16 protein-coding genes are annotated in these 17,780 nt (G+C 73.3%); 4 read left to right on the forward strand and 12 right to left on the reverse strand.

The window, feature by feature from the left end:
* Positions 1 to 80 precede the first annotated feature (80 nt).
* Positions 81 to 770, reverse strand: a complete 690-nt coding sequence (locus tag BKA22_RS13005) for an alpha/beta hydrolase (RefSeq protein ID WP_179561774.1) — start codon at positions 768 to 770, stop codon at positions 81 to 83.
* On the reverse strand, positions 767 to 1,342 hold the full coding sequence (locus BKA22_RS13010; protein WP_146953794.1) for an NADPH-dependent F420 reductase: 576 nt from the start codon (positions 1,340 to 1,342) through the stop codon (positions 767 to 769). The genes BKA22_RS13005 and BKA22_RS13010 overlap by 4 nt, the downstream gene beginning before the upstream one ends.
* Before the next feature lie 146 nt (positions 1,343 to 1,488).
* Between BKA22_RS13010 and BKA22_RS13015 the strand changes: the two genes are divergently transcribed.
* Entirely contained in the window at positions 1,489 to 2,031 is a 543-nt protein-coding gene (locus BKA22_RS13015; RefSeq protein ID WP_146953793.1) for a MarR family winged helix-turn-helix transcriptional regulator, read from the forward strand.
* Between the two features lie 37 nt (positions 2,032 to 2,068).
* Here BKA22_RS13015 and BKA22_RS13020 read toward each other — a convergent pair whose 3' ends face one another.
* Positions 2,069 to 3,040, reverse strand: coding sequence for a GlxA family transcriptional regulator (locus tag BKA22_RS13020; protein WP_146953792.1), 972 nt, complete (start codon positions 3,038 to 3,040; stop codon positions 2,069 to 2,071).
* A gap of 93 nt (positions 3,041 to 3,133) precedes the next feature.
* On the opposite strand from BKA22_RS13020, the gene BKA22_RS13025 reads away from it, so the two are divergent.
* Positions 3,134 to 3,910 (forward strand): MBL fold metallo-hydrolase, encoded by a 777-nt coding sequence (locus BKA22_RS13025; RefSeq protein ID WP_146953791.1) that lies wholly within the window; start codon positions 3,134 to 3,136, stop codon positions 3,908 to 3,910.
* An 87-nt stretch (positions 3,911 to 3,997) separates the two neighbouring features.
* Here the strand turns inward: BKA22_RS13025 and BKA22_RS13030 are convergent, their stop codons facing one another.
* The 9 genes from BKA22_RS13030 to BKA22_RS13070 form a co-directional block, all read right to left on the reverse strand.
* On the reverse strand, positions 3,998 to 4,768 hold the full coding sequence (locus tag BKA22_RS13030; protein ID WP_146953790.1) for an HAD-IIB family hydrolase: 771 nt from the start codon (positions 4,766 to 4,768) through the stop codon (positions 3,998 to 4,000).
* 111 nt (positions 4,769 to 4,879) lie between these two features.
* Positions 4,880 to 6,301, reverse strand: a complete 1,422-nt coding sequence (locus tag BKA22_RS13035; protein WP_146953789.1) for an NAD(P)/FAD-dependent oxidoreductase — start codon at positions 6,299 to 6,301, stop codon at positions 4,880 to 4,882.
* A 125-nt stretch (positions 6,302 to 6,426) separates the two neighbouring features.
* A complete protein-coding gene (locus BKA22_RS13040; protein ID WP_146953788.1) occupies positions 6,427 to 7,689 on the reverse strand; it encodes a glycosyltransferase family 4 protein in 1,263 nt (420 codons plus the stop codon).
* 231 nt (positions 7,690 to 7,920) lie between these two features.
* Positions 7,921 to 9,156, reverse strand: coding sequence for an ROK family protein (locus BKA22_RS13045; RefSeq protein WP_223203653.1), 1,236 nt, complete (start codon positions 9,154 to 9,156; stop codon positions 7,921 to 7,923).
* Positions 9,153 to 10,721: a glycoside hydrolase family 5 protein gene (locus tag BKA22_RS13050; protein WP_218866654.1), complete on the reverse strand. Its 1,569-nt coding sequence runs from the start codon at positions 10,719 to 10,721 to the stop codon at positions 9,153 to 9,155. Before BKA22_RS13050 ends, BKA22_RS13045 begins: the two co-directional genes overlap by 4 nt.
* 14 nt (positions 10,722 to 10,735) lie before the next feature.
* Positions 10,736 to 11,647: a carbohydrate ABC transporter permease gene (locus BKA22_RS13055; RefSeq protein WP_146953786.1), complete on the reverse strand. Its 912-nt coding sequence runs from the start codon at positions 11,645 to 11,647 to the stop codon at positions 10,736 to 10,738.
* A complete protein-coding gene (locus tag BKA22_RS13060; protein ID WP_146953785.1) occupies positions 11,634 to 12,515 on the reverse strand; it encodes a carbohydrate ABC transporter permease in 882 nt (293 codons plus the stop codon). The genes BKA22_RS13055 and BKA22_RS13060 overlap by 14 nt, the downstream gene beginning before the upstream one ends.
* An 85-nt stretch (positions 12,516 to 12,600) precedes the next feature.
* Entirely contained in the window at positions 12,601 to 13,848 is a 1,248-nt protein-coding gene (locus BKA22_RS13065; protein WP_146953784.1) for an extracellular solute-binding protein, read from the reverse strand.
* Between the two features lie 440 nt (positions 13,849 to 14,288).
* Complete coding sequence (locus tag BKA22_RS13070; protein ID WP_146953783.1) at positions 14,289 to 15,710, reverse strand: glycoside hydrolase family 30 protein; 1,422 nt, start codon at positions 15,708 to 15,710, stop codon at positions 14,289 to 14,291.
* A 261-nt stretch (positions 15,711 to 15,971) separates the two neighbouring features.
* Between BKA22_RS13070 and BKA22_RS13075 the strand changes: the two genes are divergently transcribed.
* Together BKA22_RS13075 and BKA22_RS13080 are read left to right on the forward strand one after the other, a co-directional pair.
* A complete protein-coding gene (locus BKA22_RS13075) occupies positions 15,972 to 16,532 on the forward strand; it encodes a YdeI/OmpD-associated family protein (protein ID WP_146953782.1) in 561 nt (186 codons plus the stop codon).
* 99 nt (positions 16,533 to 16,631) lie between these two features.
* Positions 16,632 to 17,768 (forward strand): diguanylate cyclase domain-containing protein, encoded by a 1,137-nt coding sequence (locus tag BKA22_RS13080; protein WP_179561775.1) that lies wholly within the window; start codon positions 16,632 to 16,634, stop codon positions 17,766 to 17,768.
* The last annotated feature ends 12 nt before the right edge of the window (positions 17,769 to 17,780 follow it).

Below are 17,780 nucleotides of genomic sequence, written 5' to 3' on the forward strand. Positions count from 1 at the left end.
CCCTACGGACCCGAGCGGTGCCCGCACCTCGGAGCCGCGCGGGTGCCGGCTGTGCGTCCTCGTGCCCTCGTGCCGCGGTGTCAGGTGGTGCCGAGCGCGTCGCGCAGGAACGTGGCGACCTCCGCGAGCTCGTCCGCGTCGATCCCGTGACCCAGCCCGTGGTGCAGGCGGTCGGTGACCCTCGTGTGCTCGGGCAGCCAGGCGGAGGTCCGCGCGGTCGCCTCGGCCGTGATGACCCGGTCGGCGTCGCCGTGGCCGAAGTACACCGGTGGCCTGCGCCGGGCCAGCGCCGCGTCCCCCGGCAGGGACGTGTCGAGCACGAAGCCCGAGAGCACGACGGCCGCGGTGAACCGCTCGGGTGCGTGGCGCAGCAGCTGGGTGGCCATCAGCCCGCCCTGGGAGAACCCGACCGGGACGACGGGTGTGGTGACCGGGACGTGCGCCTCGAGCCAGCCCAGCACCGCGTCGGCCGCCTCGGCGGTGGCTCGCGCATCGGGTCTGCCGGGCACCGTGATCGGCACCCAGGCATGGCCGCCCTGCGGCAGGGCGAGCGGCGCGCGCAGCGACGCCCAGGCGAGGCCGGGCGGCAGGTGGTCGACGAGCCCGGGCAGGTCCCGCTCGGAGGAGCCGTAGCCGTGCAGCAGGAGCAGCAGGGGAGCGGGTGAGCGGTCGCCCTGGTCCTCGGCCTCGGTCGCGCCCGGGTCGACCCGGACGCCGACCCGGCCGCCGCCCCGCAGGACGGCGGCCGGGTCGATGGTCGGTGTCGTCACTTGGCCAGGGCGAAGCCGCCGGTCCAGCCGATCTTCTCGGACACCGCGAGCGTGAGCTGCAGGAATCCGATCGCCTCGAGCTCGTGGGCGCGGGCCAGCGAGCCGGCGTCGAGCGCCTTGAGGCCGCCGGCCTCGACCGCGGCGACGAGCGCGGCCTTGGCGTCGGCGTCGTCGCCCGCGACGAGCACGGTGGTCGGGACGGTCCCGCCGACGGTCCCGGTCGACAGGGTGCCGGCGAACGTGGTGTTGAACGCCTTGAGGACGTGCGAGTCCGGCAGCGCGGCCGCGATCTCGGCCGCGGCCGAGGAGCCGGCGGGCACGACGAGCGAGTCGAACGTGGCGAAGTCGAGCGGGTTGGTGATGTCGACGACGACCTTCCCTGCCAGCTGGGCGCCGTAGGTGGCCAGCACGTCGGCGACCGCGGGGTAGGGGATGGCGAGGACCACGATGTCGCCGTCGATCGTGCCGGGCGTCCCGTGGCCGAGGTAGGTGACGGTGCTGCCGCCGCCGGCGAGGACGCCGCCGATCGCCGTGGCCATGCTGCCGGTGCCGATGATGGTGACGCTGCTCATGGTGCGCTCCTTGGTCCTGTGCGGTGCGGCAGTGGTTTACTTGTCGCTACAACCATACTGCGGACACGACGGCGCCGATGTCAACCCCGGGCACGAACTACGCTCGGTCCGGCACCGCCCGCCGCACGTCCCGACGGGAGCACCGCATGAACGACACCCCAGGCCCCGACGACGCCACCGACCCCGCGCCCCGCTGGCTCACCCCGCACGAGCTGCGCACGTGGGTCCGCCTGGCCGCCGTGGTCGAGCTGCTGCCGGGCGTCCTCGACACGCAGCTGCAACGCGACGCCGAGCTCACGCACTTCGAGTACTTCACGCTCGCGATGCTCTCCGAGGCGCCCGAGCGCACCCTGCGGATGACCGCCCTCGCGAGCCGTACCAACGCCACGCTGCCGCGGCTCTCGCACGTCGTCTCCCGGCTCGAGGCGCGCGGCTTCGTCCGACGAGAGCCCTGCGCGCAGGACCGACGCGCCACCAACGCCGTGCTCACCGATGCCGGCTGGGAGAAGGTCGTCGCGACCGCGCCCGGGCACGTGGCCACCGTGCGGCAGCACGTCGTCGACGCGCTCACGCCCGAGCAGGTCGAGCAGCTCGGCGAGATCACCGCCGCCCTGCTGACCCGCCTCGACCCGGACGGGCGCATGGCCGCGCTCGCCTACGCGAACGAGGAACTGCCGGACGCTCCCTGACGTCGTGGCGCGAGCCGCCCGGCCGGGTCTGCCTCCGTCAGCGCGGGGCGAACGTGCGGCGGTGCTGCGACGGGCTCGTGCCGAAGCGCCGGGCGAAGTGCTCGCGCAGCGACGCCGCAGAGCCGTAGCCGACCTGCCGGGCGACCGACTCGACGGTGTGGTCGGTGCGTTCGAGCAGCTCGGTGGCGCGCAGCAGGCGCTGCTCGAGCAGCCAGGCGCCCGGGCTCGTGCCCGTGCGCGCCTGGAACCGCCGCGTGAACGTCCGGCGGGACATCGACGCCCGCGCGGCCCATGCGTCCAGGTGCAGCGAGGCCTCGAGGTGCGCGAGCGCCCAGGTCATGGCCGTCCCGATGGCGTCGTCCCCGGGGCGGACGACCGGGGTCGGGATGAACTGGGCCTGCGTCCCGTCGCGGTGCGGGGCCAGCACCAGCGAGCGGGCGACAGCCGTGGCCGCCGCGGCCCCGCGGTCGGTGCGGACCACGTGCAGGCAGCAGTCGAGCGCCGCGGCCACCCCGGCCGAGGTCACGACGTCGCCCAGGTCGGACCACAGGACGTCCGAGCGCACCCGCACGGCCGGGTGGCGCTCGGCGAGCGCGGCCGCCGCGTCCCAGTGGGTGGCCACCTCGCGCCCGTCGACGATCCCCGACGCGGCGACGGGGAAGGCGCCGAGGCACAGCCCCACCACGCGGGCGCCCCGGGCGTGCGCGGCCCGCACGGCCGCCAGCAGCTCCTCGGGAGCCGGGACCTCGCGGTCCCAGCTCGGCAGGACGACGGTGTCCGCGCGGGCGAGCTCCTCGAGCCCGCGCCGGACGACGACCTCGTCCCCGGTGGAGGTGGGCAGCACGCCCGGCCGCTGCGCGCACGTGCGCACCAGGTACGTGCCGCCGAACTGCTCCAGCGCACGGTTCGTCAGCACGAGCGCGGGCACGGACAGGTGGAACGGGCTGATGCCCGGGAAGGCGACGACGGCCACCCGGTGCGTCGGACCCGGGGTCGTGTCCGTGATCATCGTCCGATCCTGCCCCGTCCGGTGGCCCGGATCCAGCGGACGATGGCATCCGGGCCACTCGCCGTGCCGCACCCGGCCGGTGAGCCTGGAGGCATGACGACCTCGTTCACCGCCACCCTGATCGGCGGACCGACCCTGCGGTTCACCTACGCGGGACGGACCCTGCTGACCGACCCGACCTTCGACGACCCCGGCGAGCACCCCGGTCCGGTCACCCTGCGCAAGACCACCCCGCCCGCCCTGCCCGCCGACGAGGTCGGCCCGGTCGACGTCGTGCTGCTCTCGCACGACCAGCACGCCGACAACCTCGACGTGGCCGGGCGCGCGTTCCTCGCCCGCGTCCCGTTGGTGCTGTCGACACCGCTCGCGGCGAGCCGGGTCGAGGGGGTCGTCGGGCTCGAACCGTGGCAGCGGACCACGTTGCCCGCGGTGCCGGGGCGTCCGTCGGTGCAGGTCACCGCCGTCCCGGCGCAGCACGGCCCGGTCGGTTGCGAACCGGTCAGCGGGCCCGTGACGGGGTTCGTGCTGCAGGCCGAGGGCGAGCCGACCGTGTACGTCTCCGGCGACAACGCCTCCGTCGAGGTGGTCGGCGCCATCGCCGCCCGGTTCGACGACGTGCGCGTCGCGGTCCTGTTCGTCGGTGCGGCGAACGTGGGCCGGTTCGGCGAGCACCCCGTCACCCTCGACGCCGTGCGGGCGCTCGCGGTCGCGCGGCTGCTGCCGCAGGCGGTCATCGTCCCGGTGCACGCGGAGGGGTGGGCGCACTTCACGGAGTCGACGGATGAGCTGACCCGTGCGTTCGCCGGCACGCAGGAGGCTCCTCGGCTGCACGTGCTGTCGCGCGGCGTGCAGGTCTCCCTCTCCCGCTGACGCGTCCGCAACCGGGCGGGCCGGCCCGCCCGGCGGGTGGCCGGCAGGCGGGGTGGAAGCCCGGTGAAGGGCCTCCACCCGCGACGCTCAGTCGAGGGCGTCGGTCAGGGTGAACGCCTCGGGGAGCGCGGTGCGGACCTTGGCAGGGGTGTCCTCCCAGCCCTCGACCGCCACGCACGGCACGCCGGTGGCGATGACCGGGTAGTCGTTGCCGCCCTCGTCGAGGCGGTCGCCGAAGAACACGGCGTCCTGCGGCGTCAGGCCCAGACCCTCGAGGAGCCGGTTCACGCCGTACGCCTTGTCGATGCCCTTGCGGGTGATGTCGACCGAGGTCGAACCGCCCGAGCGGACCTCCAGGTCGGGCAGACGGTCGGCGGCGTAGGCGCGCAGCGACTCCTTCTTGCGCCCGTCCGGGTCCCAGGCCTTCTTGGCGTCGACCGGGGCGGCCTGGCCCAGGGCCGAGAACGTCACCTGGCTGCCGCGCAGCTCGATGCGGTCGCCCCAGGTGTCCGCCTCCCACAGGCCGAGCGCGCGGGCACCCTCCTCGACGATCGCCGCGGCACGCGCGAGCTCGTCCTGCGTCAGCGGGTCGGAGTAGACCTCACGCCACGACTCGCCGTCGCTGACCAGGTAGCGGGTGCCGCACGTCGGCAGCACGTGCAGGGCGCGCAGCGCCTCCGGGTCGTCGATCGAAGCGAGGAGCTGGGTGTCGAACTGCTCGAACCGTCCGCCGGAGATGATCGCCACCTGCGCCACCCGCGTGAGGGCGACGATCATGTCGACGATGGTCGGGTCGACCTTGCTCTTGGACGGAGCGAGCGTGTCGTCGAGGTCGAAGATGGCGAGCGCGTATCCCATGGGCGCATAGCCTCACACACCGGGCGGGGCCGACGCACATCCCGAGGTGTCGGCCGCAGCCGACGCCGACACCGCCCGACACTGCCCGACACTGCCCGTCCCCGCCCCGACTCAGGAGTCGAAGCCGAGACCGAGCGCGTCGAGCGTGCGCAGCAGGAGGTTCCGCTGTCCGCCGCGGTGGTCGGCCCTGTCGAGCGACCACTTGGTCAGGCCGACGCCGATCGCGGCGACCGGCTCGGGCGGGAAGGGCAACGGGCGTTCACGCACCATGCGCAGCGCGGTGCGTTCGGTCTCCTCGCCGCCGAGCAGGTCGAGCATCACGTCGGCGGCGAACCGGGTGGCGCCCACACCCAGCCCGGTGAACCCGCTCGCGTACGCGACGCGTCCGGCACGTGCGGTGCCGAAGAACGCGCAGAACCGGGTGCACGTGTCGATCGCGCCACCCCAGCCGTGCGTGAAACGCACGCCCTCGAGCTGCGGGAACGTGGTCAGGAAGTGGCTCGCGAGCCGTTCGTGCGTCGCCGGTCGGTGGTCGTGGCCGGCGCGCATCCGTGCGCCGTAGTGGTAGATCGCGTCGTACCCGCCGAACAGGATCCGGTCGTCGTGGCTGAGGCGGTAGTAGTGGAACTGGTTGGCCAGGTCGGCGACACCCTGCCGGTGCGTCCAGCCGATCGAGGCCAGCTGCTCGCCGGTCAGCGGTTCGGTCATCAACGCGTGGTCGTACACCGGCACGGTCATGAGGCGGTTGCGCCGCAGCAGGGACGGGAACACGTTCGTGGCCAGCACGGCGTGCCGTGCCCGCACCTGGCCGAGGTCGGTGCGGACCACGACACGGTCGCCGTCGGTCTCCAGTGCGCGGACCACGGACCGCTCGAACAGGCGCGCCCCGAGGTCCGTCACGGTGCGGGCCAGCTCGAGGCCGAGGCGCGCAGGGTGCACGAGCGCGGTCGTGCGCTCGTCCCACCGGCCGCCCAGGTAGGTGGGGGAGTCGATCTCGGCGCGGACCGCGTCCCGGTCGAGCGTGCGCGCGCCCGGCTCGTCCCCCTCGGCCAACCAGGCGACCTGGTGCGGCTCGACCGCCACCGAGAGCGTCCCCGTGCGCTCGAAGTCGCAGTCCCAGGCGTACCGCGCGACGGTCGCCTCGATGTCGTCCAGGTTCTGCAGGCCGAGCCGGTCGAGCGTGGCCAGCTCCTCGGGCCACCGTCGCTGCCCGTTCTCCTCGCCGTGCGTCAGGCTCGCCTCGCAGAACCCGCCGTTGCGGCCCGAGGCGGCCCATGCGACCCGCCGCCCCTCGAGCACCACGACCGACCGGCCGGGCTCGCGCTCGAGCGCGCGCAGCGCGGTCCACAGGCCCGCGTATCCGCCGCCCACCACGACCAGGTCGGCCTCGACCGTGCCCGTCAGCGCGGGATGGTCGACACGCGCGCCGTCGACGTCCTCGAGCCAGAACGCCGCCGGGCGCACCTGGGACAGGGCCTCGCGGACGGCGGCGGGAGCGGGTGCGGATCGTTCGAACACGGTGCTGTGCGTCACGGGGACCTCTGCCTCAACCACGGAGCTGGGATGCGTCGCCAGGCGTCCTCACCTGCGGGGACGCGGGCTGCCGCATCCCCGCAGGCACGGTACCGATGCCGTCGGGCGATGTCGACGACGCGCGGTCACCCGGCGTGCGCGCCCGCCGTGGCCCCGGGGGTGACGTCCTGGTCGAGGTGGGGCCCCTGGGCCGCCTCGCCACCCTCGGCCGCCTCGGCGCTCGCGGCCACGCGGGCGACCGGCTGCGGTGCGCCGCGGCGGGTCGCGAGCGCGTCCCGGTAGGTGTCGACGACCTGCGGCCCGACGCTCTCCACGTCGAACTGCCGGGCCTGGGCGAGCTGGCGCCGCCGGACCGCCTCCGGGCGTCGCGGTCCGGCGATGCGCTCGGCGAGCAGGCGGGCGAACGCCGGGACGTCCTGCGTCGGCACGAGGTGGTCGGTGAGCGGCCCCAGGACCGCCCGGTAGCCGGCGTTGTCGCCGGCCAGCACGACGCCGTGCGTGGCAGCCAGGGCCTCGACGACGCTGATCCCGAAGCTCTCGCCGCCCAGGCTGGGCAGGGCAACCACGTCGGCGTCGGCCAGCATCCGGGCCTTGTCGTCCTCGGCGACGAACCCCGGGAAGTCCACGACGCCCTCGAGGCCCTCGTCGCGCACGAAGTCGCGCAGGTCGTCCAGCAGCGGGCCACGGCCGGCGATCGTCACCCGGAACGGCACGTCGGTGAGGTGCTCGCGACGGATCGTCGCGACCGCCCGCAGCAGGTGCGGGGCGCCCTTGCGCTCGACGAGGCGTCCGAGGAACAGCACGTGCACGGGACCGTCCTGCGGGTGCGCAGCCGCGTCGGTGACGAACGCGTCGACGGCGACCGGGTTCGGCACGACGTGGGCGTCGAACCCGAACGCGTCGCGGCCGAACTCCCGGGCGGGCTCGGACACGGCGAGCATCCGGTCGAACCGTCGCAGCTGGCGTCGCTGCGCGAGGCCCATCAGGCGGGCGCCGAGAGCGATCGCGGGCCCGGCCGGAACGATGTGGAACGTGCCCACGACGGCGGTCGTGGCGGGCACGCGGGTGACGAGGCGGCCGGCCATGAGCGGGCTGCACGGCATGGCGACGTGCACGACGTCCAGCGCCAGGTCGTCGAGCACCGAGCGCAGCTCGCGGTCCCGGGTGAACGTCGGCGTGCTCAGCGCGTTGCCGTTGGCCCGCACCGCGACGGACCGCCCGATCCGGTGCAGCTGCGGCAGGTCCGTCCGGGTGGTCGACGGGGCGACGTAGTGCACGTCGTGGCCCTGGGAGGTGAGCCAGCGCCCGAGGGTGAGGACGTGCTGCTGGACACCGTCGGGCCGGTCGAGGGAGTCGTCCAGCACGAGAGCGACGCTCAGGGGCTCCATCGCGTCAGGCACCTGACGCCGTGCAGCAGGCACCCGCGTGCGCGACCCGGCCCGTGGTGGGCGGACGGTGTGACCTCATCCCGACTCCTTCTCCGGCCACGGCGCCGTCGGCAGCGCGTTCGGTGACCAGTCTTCGCAAGTCGGTCTCGCCTGTCGTCAGCCCAGCGACGTGGTGCGGATACCGTACCCGCGGTACCGGCCGCGCGGGGGTGACGTCCGCCCCGGATGTGCTCAGCGCGGGGGCGGCTCGTCGCCGTGGATCAGCCGTTCGAGCGGCAGCAGCGCCGCGCCGACCGCCACCGTGTCGCCGCCGAACGTCGCCGGGAGCAGCGTGAACTGGCCACCCGGTCGGGCCAGTGAGCTCGCGCGGACGGCCGCCTCGATGCGTGGGCCGAGCGTCGGCATGAGGCGCAGGCCGACCCATCCGCCGATGACGATCCGCTGCGGGTTGGTGAGGTTGACCAGGCTGCCCAGGGCGGGTCCGAGGGTGTCGACGACGTCGTCGACCACGGCCGTCGCCCCGGGTTCGCCTCGTTCGGCGGCGTCGACCAGCTCGCCGAGGGCACGCCACCCGGAGCCCTCGAACCGGGCGCCGGTACGGGACCAGGCGTCGAGGATCGCGTCGGCGCCGACATAGGCCTCGAGGCAGCCGTGGCCTCCGCACCGGCACGCTCGACCGGCGCGCTCCACCTTGGTGTGCCCCCACTCGCTGGCGCTGCTGTGCGCCCCCTGCTGGAGCACGCCGTCGACGACCATGCCGAGGCCGACGCCGCGGCCCAGCAGCACGACCAGGGCGTGCCGCACGCCTCGCGCGGCGCCGAACCACTGCTCGGCCTTCGCGAGCGTCTTGGCGCCGTTGTCGGCGACGACCCCCGGGTGCCCCGGCACCAGGTCGGTGATCGGCACGGGGTCCCAGCCCAGGCTCTGCGCGTACAGCACCTGCCGGCCGTCGGGGTCGGTCTCGACGATGCCGGGCAGCCCGAGGCCGATCCCGGCCAGACGGGTCCACGCCTCGGGGTTGCGCTCCTCGAGCGCGGCGAGCGCCTCGGTCAGGTCGCGACCGATCATGTCGGGCAGCTCCTCGGCGTGCCCGCCGCGGAACTCGCGGTCGACGCGCCGCATGCGCAGGTCGAACAGCTCCACGGCGACGCCTCGCTCGCCGACGTCGGCCCCCACCAGGTAGGCGCCGTCGGGTCGGGGGGCGACGAGCGTGATCGGGCGGCCGCCCTGCGAGGAGACGGTGCCCACCTCCTCGACGAGACCCTCCTCGACCAGCTCGGTGACGAGGTTCGTCGCGGAGGCGAGCGAGAGCCCGCAGTCCCGGGCGATGTCCGCGCGCGAGGTCTCGCCTGCCAGGACGACGTGGGTGAGCACGAGGGCCCTGTTGTGACGGCGCAGCGAGGTCACGGTGGCCCGCCGGGGTGCGAGGGCCGCGGCACGCCGCAAGGGCAGGTCGGGGGTCGTCACAGCAGGTCACCGGGGTGCCGGGCGTCGCGCAGGTGGAGCGTGGCGAGCGCGGTCGGGCCGGTGGCCGTGACCCGCAGCCCGCGCTCGACGCGCTCGACCCGCACGGCGGCGGGTGCCCCCGCGGGGCCCGTGGCCCGCACGCGCGACGGCTCCACGTCGCCCTCGAGCTCGTACTCGAGCCAGTCGCCGGTGTCGAGCTCCACCATGAGCTCCTCCTCGGGCGCGTAGGGCCGTCCGTCGGTCTGCTGGAACGGGTTCTCGGGGTGCGCGCCGTCGGTCGTGAAGCGCATCGGCACCGGGTCATCCTCCCGGATGCCGGGCAGCGTCCGCTGCCGGGAGGTCGCGAACGACACCCCGGCACCCCGGAACCCGAAGCCCCATGCGGGCACCCGGGCGGGGGAGCAGCCGGTGGCGGCCGCGACGACGTCCGGCTGCCAGACGGCGTGCTCGAACCGCATCGCCTCCAGCAGGTCGTCGAGGACCCGGCGGGCCGCCGCGGGGTCGATCGCCGCACCGCCCTCGGCGGCCTCGACGATCCGTGACCAGCCCTCCGGTGCGGTGACCGACACGGGGGAGGTGCGGGTGTCGACCTTCTTCCACGGCCACAGGTTCCAGCCGATGCCCTCGGACTCGTAGAGCCGGAACGCGGTGTAGATCCACTCGAGGGTGTTCTCGCCGCCCTCGCCCATGTACACCGGCAGGCCCAGCTCGTCGCGGGTGCGCAGGTAGCGGGCGATGCTCGGGCGGTCGGGCGAGGACCAGTACTTGTGGAACTGCAGCAGCGAGTTCTCGTCCCACACCCGGGTGAACACGTCCCAGTTCGTCGCCCAGTGCGAGCCCTCGTAGACGATCAGGTGGTCGGGGTCGGCCCGGCGGATCTCGGTCGTCAGGTCGCGGTAGAGGTCCACCAGCTCGTCGGCGTACCGGTGCTGCCACTCGTGCGGCAGGGGTTCGTTGAGCAGGTCGTAGCCCAGCACGGTCGTCTCGCCGGCGTACCGCTCGGCCAGGTCGCGCCACAGGCGCAGCGTGCGCTCGCGGTAGGTGGCGTCCATGAACAGCTCCGGAAGCCCGCGCGGGGAGTCGTCGATGTTCGTGCCCGTCTGCCCGCCGGGTGCTCCGTGCAGGTCGAGCAGCACCCACAGCCGGTGCGTCCGGCACCACCCGATGAGCCGGTCGAGCAGGACCAGCCCGTCCTCGCGGGGTCGCCCGTCGGGGTGCTGGACGACCCGGGCGTTGATGGGCACCCGGACGTGGTCGAACCCGGCGGCGGCGATCGCTGCGACGTCCTTCTCGGTGAGGAACGCATCGCGGAAGCGCGGCCAGAACTCGGCGCCGTAGTCCGCACCGGCGAGGCGGTCGACCAGGGCCTCGATCTGCCGGGGGGACTGCGCGCCCGGGCCGAAGCGCCACATGTAGCCCTCGGGCAGCAACCAGTTGCCCAGCCCGATGCCCCGCAGCAGCAGCTCGTTCCCGGCGCCGTCGACCAGCTGCCCGTCCTGGGCGTGCACGAAGCCACCGAGGTGGGCGGGACGGCGGGTGAAGTGGACGTCGGCGGTGGTGGTCACGAGGGGCTCCTGGGTCACTTGAGGCCGGAGAGCGCGAAGCCCTGCACGACGTAGCGCTGGAAGACGACGAAGACGACGAGGACCGGGACGACCATCACGGAGGCGGCGGCCATCTGCAGCGGCGGGTCGACCGCGATCTGCTGGTTGAGCAGGGACAGCCCGACGGACAGCGTGTAGAGGCGCTGGTCGCCGGCGATGACCAGCGGCCACAGGAAGCTGTTCCAGCCGGCGATGAACGTCAGCACGGCCTGCACCGCGAGGATCGGCTTGGACAGCGGCAGCACGATCTGGGCGAAGAGCCGGACCTCGCCCGCGCCGTCGAGCCGGGCAGCCTCCATCGTCTCGGTGGGGATGGTGGTCATGAACTGCCGGAACAGGAAGATGCTGAACCCGCTGACCAGCGTCGGCAGCGCGATGCCGAGCAGCGTGTTCGTCAGCTGCAGGCTGTTGAGGATCAGGTAGGTCGGGATCATCGTGACCTGCACCGGGATCATCAGCGTGGCCAGCACGAGGAAGAACAGCGCCTTCTTGCCGCGGAACTCGAACTTCGCGAACGCGTAGCCGGCCATCGCCATGAGCAGGAGGCCGACGGCACCGATCAGCACGACGGCCACGGTGTTGACCAGGTACCGGCCGAAGTCGAGCTCGGTGAACAGCCGGACGTAGCTGTCGACGGTCGGGTCGCGGGGGATCAGCGAGGGCGGCGGGGTGATCGACTCCCGCTGGCTCTTGACCGACCCGCTGAGCATCCACAGCAGCGGGAACGCGGTCAGGACGGCGCCGCAGGTCAGGGCGGTGAGCACGAGCACGTTCAGGGTGCGGCGCGAGGAGGGGTCCGTGCGTCGCCGGGCCGGGGCGCTCGGACTCGGGGTGCGTGTCCGCCGGGCGCTCGGGGTGGGTGCCACGGTGGTCTCAGTACTCGACATCGGCCTTCCTCACCCGCAGCTGGACGACGGTGACGACCGCGATGATCGCGAACAGGACGAGCGATCCGGCGCTGGCGTACCCGAACTGGTTGAGCCGGAACCCCTCCTTGTAGAGGAAGACCGACATGGACGTGGTCGCGCCGAGGGGGCCGCCGTCGGTGAGCACGAACGGTTCGTCGAAGAACTGCAACCAGGCGATGACCGTGGTGATCGTGACGAAGAAGATCGCGAAGCCCAGCAGCGGGATGACGATCGAGCGGGTGGTCCGCCACTCGCCGGCGCCGTCGAGCGAGGCCGCCTCGAGGTATTCGCGCGGCACGGCCTGCAGCGCGGCGAGGAAGATGATGATGTTCAGGCCCGTGCCTCGCCAGACGGCCACGAGCGCGACGGAGAACTTGGCCAGCGTCGGGTCGGAGAGCCACTGCACGGGCGCGACGCCGACCTGAGAGAGCAGCCAGTTGAACAGCCCGAACTGGGTGTTGTAGAGGTAGCCCCAGACCAGCGAGATCGCCACGATGCCGGTCACCGCCGGGACGAAGTAGAACGACCGCAGCGCGCGGGCCAGGCGTCCGTCGCTGCGGTGCAGCAGCAGCGCGGTCGCCAGAGAGAGCCCGACGACGGCCGGGACGCCGACCAGGACGAAGAACGCCGTGTTGCCCAGGGCCTTCCAGAAGTCGGGGTCGTCGAGCAGGGCGGCGTAGTTGGCCAGGCCGACGAACGTCACGTTCGACCGGTCGGCCAGGCCGGAGATGTCCATGTCGGTCAGGGACACCACGGCGGCGACGCCGATGGGCAGGACGCCGAACGCCAGCAGCAGGAGCATCGCCGGCGAGGCGAACAGGTACGGGGCGAGCGCGTGCTTCTTCATGACCTCTCAGCTCGTGGTCGAGGTGGTGGGCGGGGCTCGGGCGGGGCTCGGGCGGGACGACCGGTGGGCCGCCCCGCCCGAGGGATCAGCCGACGCTGACGCCTGCCGTCGACTCGCGCAGGGCGGCGAGGGCCTCGTCGCGGTCGGCGCCCTGCAGGGCGATCGAGTTGAGCGCCGTGAGCAGGTCCGCCCCGGTCCCGCCGTCCCAGTTCGGCACGAGCGGCAGCACCGCGGCGTCGGCGAGCTGGGCGGAGTACACCGCGACGAGCGGGTCACCGGTGAGGGTGGGGTCCTCGAGCGCGGCCTTGGCCGTGGGCAGCTCGCCGTTGATCTCGTACCAGTCGACCTGCGTGGCGGGGTCGGACAGGAACTCGAGCAGGTCGAGCGCGTCGTCGGCCTGCGGGGTGTCCTTCCAGAGCGCCATCGACGACCCGGCGAACAGCGAGGTCCCGGTCTCGGCGGTCGGCACGGTGGTCACGGCCCAGTCGCCCTCGAGGTCGGGCGCGGCGTCGGTGATCGACTTGGCCAGGTACGGTCCGCTGATCAGCATCGGCGTGACGCCGGTGATGAACCCCTGGGTCTGGTCGAAGTCGCCGTTGACGGGGACGCTCCCGTCCGCGTAGAGCCCGGTGTACAGGTCGACCGCGGCCTCGAACTCCGGTGTGTCGAAGTCGATCGCGCCACTGTCGTCGAGGATGTCGCCCCCCTGCGCCCACGTCATGATGACGGGCAGGGCGCTGTCCCACTGCGGGATGTAGTAGCCGTACTGACCCTCGCCGCGGGCGGCGAGGGTGGCGGCGTCGGCACGCAGCTCGTCCCAGGTCGCGGGTGGGGTGTCGATCCCGGCCTCGGTGAGGATGTCGGAGCGGTAGAAGAGCACGCGGGTGTCGCTGACCCACGGGATCGCGACCGTCGCGCCCTCGATCGCGGTCGCCTCGCCGGCCACGCCGTCGGCGAAGTTCTTCGCGGCGAGCGCGGGGCGCTCGGCGATGGCGTCGTCGAGCGGCATGAGTGCGCCGGCGTCGGCGAACGTGCGCAGCTTGGACAGGCCCACCTGCAGGAGGTCGGGGCCGTCGCCGGAGGCGACCGCCGTGGTCAGCCGCTCGTCGATGCCGTCCCAGGGGATCGCGACGACGTCGACGTCCACGCCGGACTCTGTGGTGAACGGGGCGACCAGCTTCTCGAAGTTGGCGCCCGAGTCGCCCATGATCCACACGGTCAGGGGTTCGCCCTCGCCTGCCGAGCCGTCGGAGGGCTGGGTGCAGGCGGTCAGCCCGAGGGTCAGGCCGCCGAGGGAGGCGAGCGCGAGGGCCGTCGTCGGCATTCTCTTCATCGAGATTCCTCTTCTCTGGGGGTCACGCGGCGGCCCGGTGGGGGCGGCGACGCGGTGGTGCGCGGGTGGTGCGTGGCGGGTGTGGCTCAGGTGCCCGGAGGTCCGTCGGGGTGGGGTCCCGTGCCTGCCCGTCGTCACGGGCGCGGCTTCGGGCGTCCTTGCCCGGAGGTCTTCCCCTCAGTTCCTTCAGTGCTTATCGTATGTCGCGTTATAAGTCTCCGCAAGCACCCGCCGGTCCGGGCTTCGGCTGGAAGCGGCCGATCTCGTTCACGGCGACGACCGCCCGCTACGTGCGGATCGTGCAGACCGGCTCGGCGCCGGAGTGGTGGTCGATCGGGGAGCTGACGGCTTACACCACCGCGCCGTGCGGTAGGACGAACGGGCGAGGGACCGGCAGGATGCGCTGCCGGTCCCTCGCCCTCCCTGCCATGCCGACGAGCTCAGCCGCCCACGAGCTCGGCCGGGACGACGAACGTGCTGAAGGAGTCGGCCGGGAGCGTCGGGGTCAGCAGCTGACCGCCGACGAGCACGCGCACGGCCTGCTCGTGCGGTTCCGGGTTGTGCACCACGACGACGAGGCTCTCGTCCGGGTTGCGGAACACCAGCTGGTTCTCGAAGCCCGTGTAGCTGAGCGTCGGGACGAACCGGGCGCCGACCTGCACGAAGTGGCTGACGTGCTTGAGCAGGTGGTACTCGTGGTTCCACGCGTACGTCCGGGTCTGCGCGTCGACGGTGACGAACGAGTTCTGCGCCCAGCCCCACCGGCTCAGGCCGCCGCGCAGCAGCGAGACGTTCCAGTACATGTAGGCGCCGGCGCCGTGGCTGAAGTAGTGCCGCATGAGGCCCCAGGAGTACCGGCAGTAGCGCCAGTCGTTGAGCCCGTCGCCGCACTCCTGCTCGGTCTGGTAGACGCGCAGCTCGGGGTGGTCGCGGTGCACGAACGGCAGGGCGCTCTTGCCGGCCCACTGGATGCCGACGCCTTGGATGGCCGCCGCGGCCTCGGGGTCGTCGAGCACGCCCTGGACGAGCGCGTCGTCGCCGCGCTCGAGCGTGCCGAGGAAGACCTCGACGCCGCGCCGCTGCATCTGCGGTCCCAGGTGCCGCACGAACCGGGCCAGGCCCTGCGGGGTCCAGGTGCAGCTGGGGAACACCTGCGGGGAGTTGAACTCGTTCTGCGGCATGACCATCCCGATGGGGATGCCGAGCTCGCGGTAGGCGTCGACGAACCGGCCGAAATAGGCGGCGTACGCCTGCAGGTACGGCTCCTCGAGGCGGAACATGTCGGTGCCCTCGTGGCCCACCTGGTCGGGTCGCAGGCCGTTCTCGACGTCCTGGATGCCGGGCATCGGCAGGGCGCCGGCGTAGTGCCCGTTGGTCTTCATCCAGCTCGGCGGGCTCCACGGCGAGGCCCACAGGCGCAGGGACGGCTGGCGCTCCTGCGCCGCGCGGATGAACGGGACGAGGGTCTGCAGGTCGTGCTCGATCGAGAAGTGCTCGAGCGCCAGGTCGCCGTCGACCTCGTCGTAGGAGTACCAGTCGAGGGAGAAGTCGTTGGCGCCGACGGGCATGCGGCACAGCGAGAGGTTCGCGCCGACACCGGGGGTGAACAGCTCGTCGAGGATCTGCGCGCGCTCGTCGTCGGTGAGCAACGACAGCGACGTCCAGCCGAGCTCGTTGAACGAGGCGCCGAAGCCCTCGACGGCCTGGCCCGGGCGGTCCGTCTGGACGAACACGTCGGGCATCGCGGTGACGGGGCCGAACCCCAGGTTCTCGCGGGTCTGCCAGGGTGCGGCCTCGGTGGTGACGACCCACGTCACCTGGGCGGGTGCGGCGGAGTCGTGCTCGTGCGGACGCGGGGTCATCGGTGTCTCCTTCGTCGCCGGACCTGCCGAGCGGTCTGGCGGGCCAGGGCTCGGGGAGGGGTCTCGTCATCGGGACCGGGTGCGGTCGGGAACGATCGTACGACATACCTACTGGATGCTCGGTAGGCCGTCGCGGTGGCCCAGCGCGGTGTCGAGCGCGGTGTCGGGGTTGACGCCGTCGGGCGGTCTGCCATGCTGCCTCAGACGGTGCGCGGGTCCCCGGCACCTGCGTCGTCGCGACGACCAGAACCAGGAGACGGCATGGGTGAACCCGTCCTGACCACCCTCACCGTCCTCGACGTGGCCGCCTGGCGGGCGTGGCTCGACGAGCACGAGGACGACCCCGACGCGGTCTGGCTCGTCCTGGCCAAGAAGGGCGTGCGCGAGCCCACGTCGCTGACCTACGCCCAGGCGCTCGACGAGGCGCTGTGCAGTGGGTGGATCGACGGCCAGAAGCGCGCCTGGGACGAGACGACCTTCGTCCAGCGGTTCAGCCCGCGCCGTGCCCGCTCCCTGTGGTCGCAGCGCAACCAGGAGCACGTGGCCCGGCTCGTCGAGGACGGTCGGATGCGTCCGCGCGGGCACGCCGAGGTCGCGCGGGCCCAGGCGGACGGACGCTGGGACCGGGCGTACGCCGGATCGGCCACGGCGCAGGTCCCGCCGGACCTGCTCGCCGCCCTGGACGCCGACCCGCAGGCACGGGCCGCGTTCGAGGCGCTGAGCAGGCAGGACCGCTACTCGGTGCTGCACCCGCTGATGACGGCCCCGAACGAGGACGTGCGTGCGGCCAGGCTCGCGCGGGCGCTGCGCGACCTGGGCTGAACGAACGCTGGCCTGAACGAACGCCGGACGCTGGGCCGAACGGGTGAGCGCCCAGTCGCCGGGCTCACCAACGGCCGGTCGCTGCCGATCGGACGGATCATGGCCAGACCCCTGCCGACGTTCGTCGAGGTGCCCGTCGTCGGCGCCGAGCCGACGTCCTCGGCCGTCGGGTCGATCGCCCGCCCCGCCCAGACCGTGCGGGGCGACGCCCCCGCGGCCCACGCCCTCCGGCTGCTGCGCGACCAGCCTGACGTGCAGGCGCTGGTCGTGATCGACGACCCCCGTGCCGACGCGGTCGGCATCCTGGCACGCGAACGACCCAGTCCCGACCTCGGTCAGGAGTTCGGCACGGCATTTCGCAAGGTGCGGCACCTCGCGGCGAGCCCCGCGATCGTCGTGGACGCCGACACGCCCCTGCTCACCGCCGCGCGCACGCTGGCTGGCCACCGTTCCCCCCTGCCCGACCTGGTCGTGCGCGGCGAGACGTGGGGCTGGGTCCCGGCGTCCGACCTGCTCGACCACCTCGTCCGCGCCTTCCGGGACGCCGCCGCCTGTGACGCCGTCTCGGGCGTGATGAACCGCGACTCGCTCGACCTGACCCTTGAGGCCTGGTGCAGCGCCATCGCGCACACGGCGAACCGGCTCGTCGCCGTCGTCCTGCGGGCCGAGGGCCTGGAGGTCGTCAACGAGATCGCCGGGCGTGCCGCCGGTGACGTCGTGGTCGCCCTCGTGGTCGCGCAGATCGTGGCCGCCGCACCCGCCGGTGCCTTCGTCGGCCGTGTCGGCGGTGGCGAGATCGTCGTGCTCGGCGTCCTGCCCGACACCCCGCCGCACCGCGTCGGCGCCGAGGTCGAGGCGCTGCGGCAGGCCCTCACCACGGCCGCCAGCACGCCCACCCGGCTGCCCGCGCACCTGTCCCGAGTCCGCTGGCCCACCGTCAGGTCCGGCGCGTCGGTCTCGGCCCGCGGCAGCGCGGACCCGGAGCGCGTCGTCAACGACGCACGGCTCTACCTCAAGGAGCTCTCGGCGGCGCCGGCGGCCCCGAACCGGCGCGGGCCACAGGCCTCGGCAGACCTTCGACGGCCCTCCGACGAGGCACGTCGCGGGGCCGGCCTGGGTGCTCGCACCCACAAGTTCCTCACCGGCGTCGCGGCGCCGCCGACGTCCCCTCAGGACCAGGACGGGACTCCCGATAAGGCGTTCGTCCCCGCCGCACGCGAGGACCGATCGGACTGAGGAGCTCCTACC

Origin of the sequence: Cellulomonas soli (assembly GCF_013409305.1) — a bacterium.
Lineage (GTDB): Bacteria > Actinomycetota > Actinomycetes > Actinomycetales > Cellulomonadaceae > Cellulomonas > Cellulomonas soli.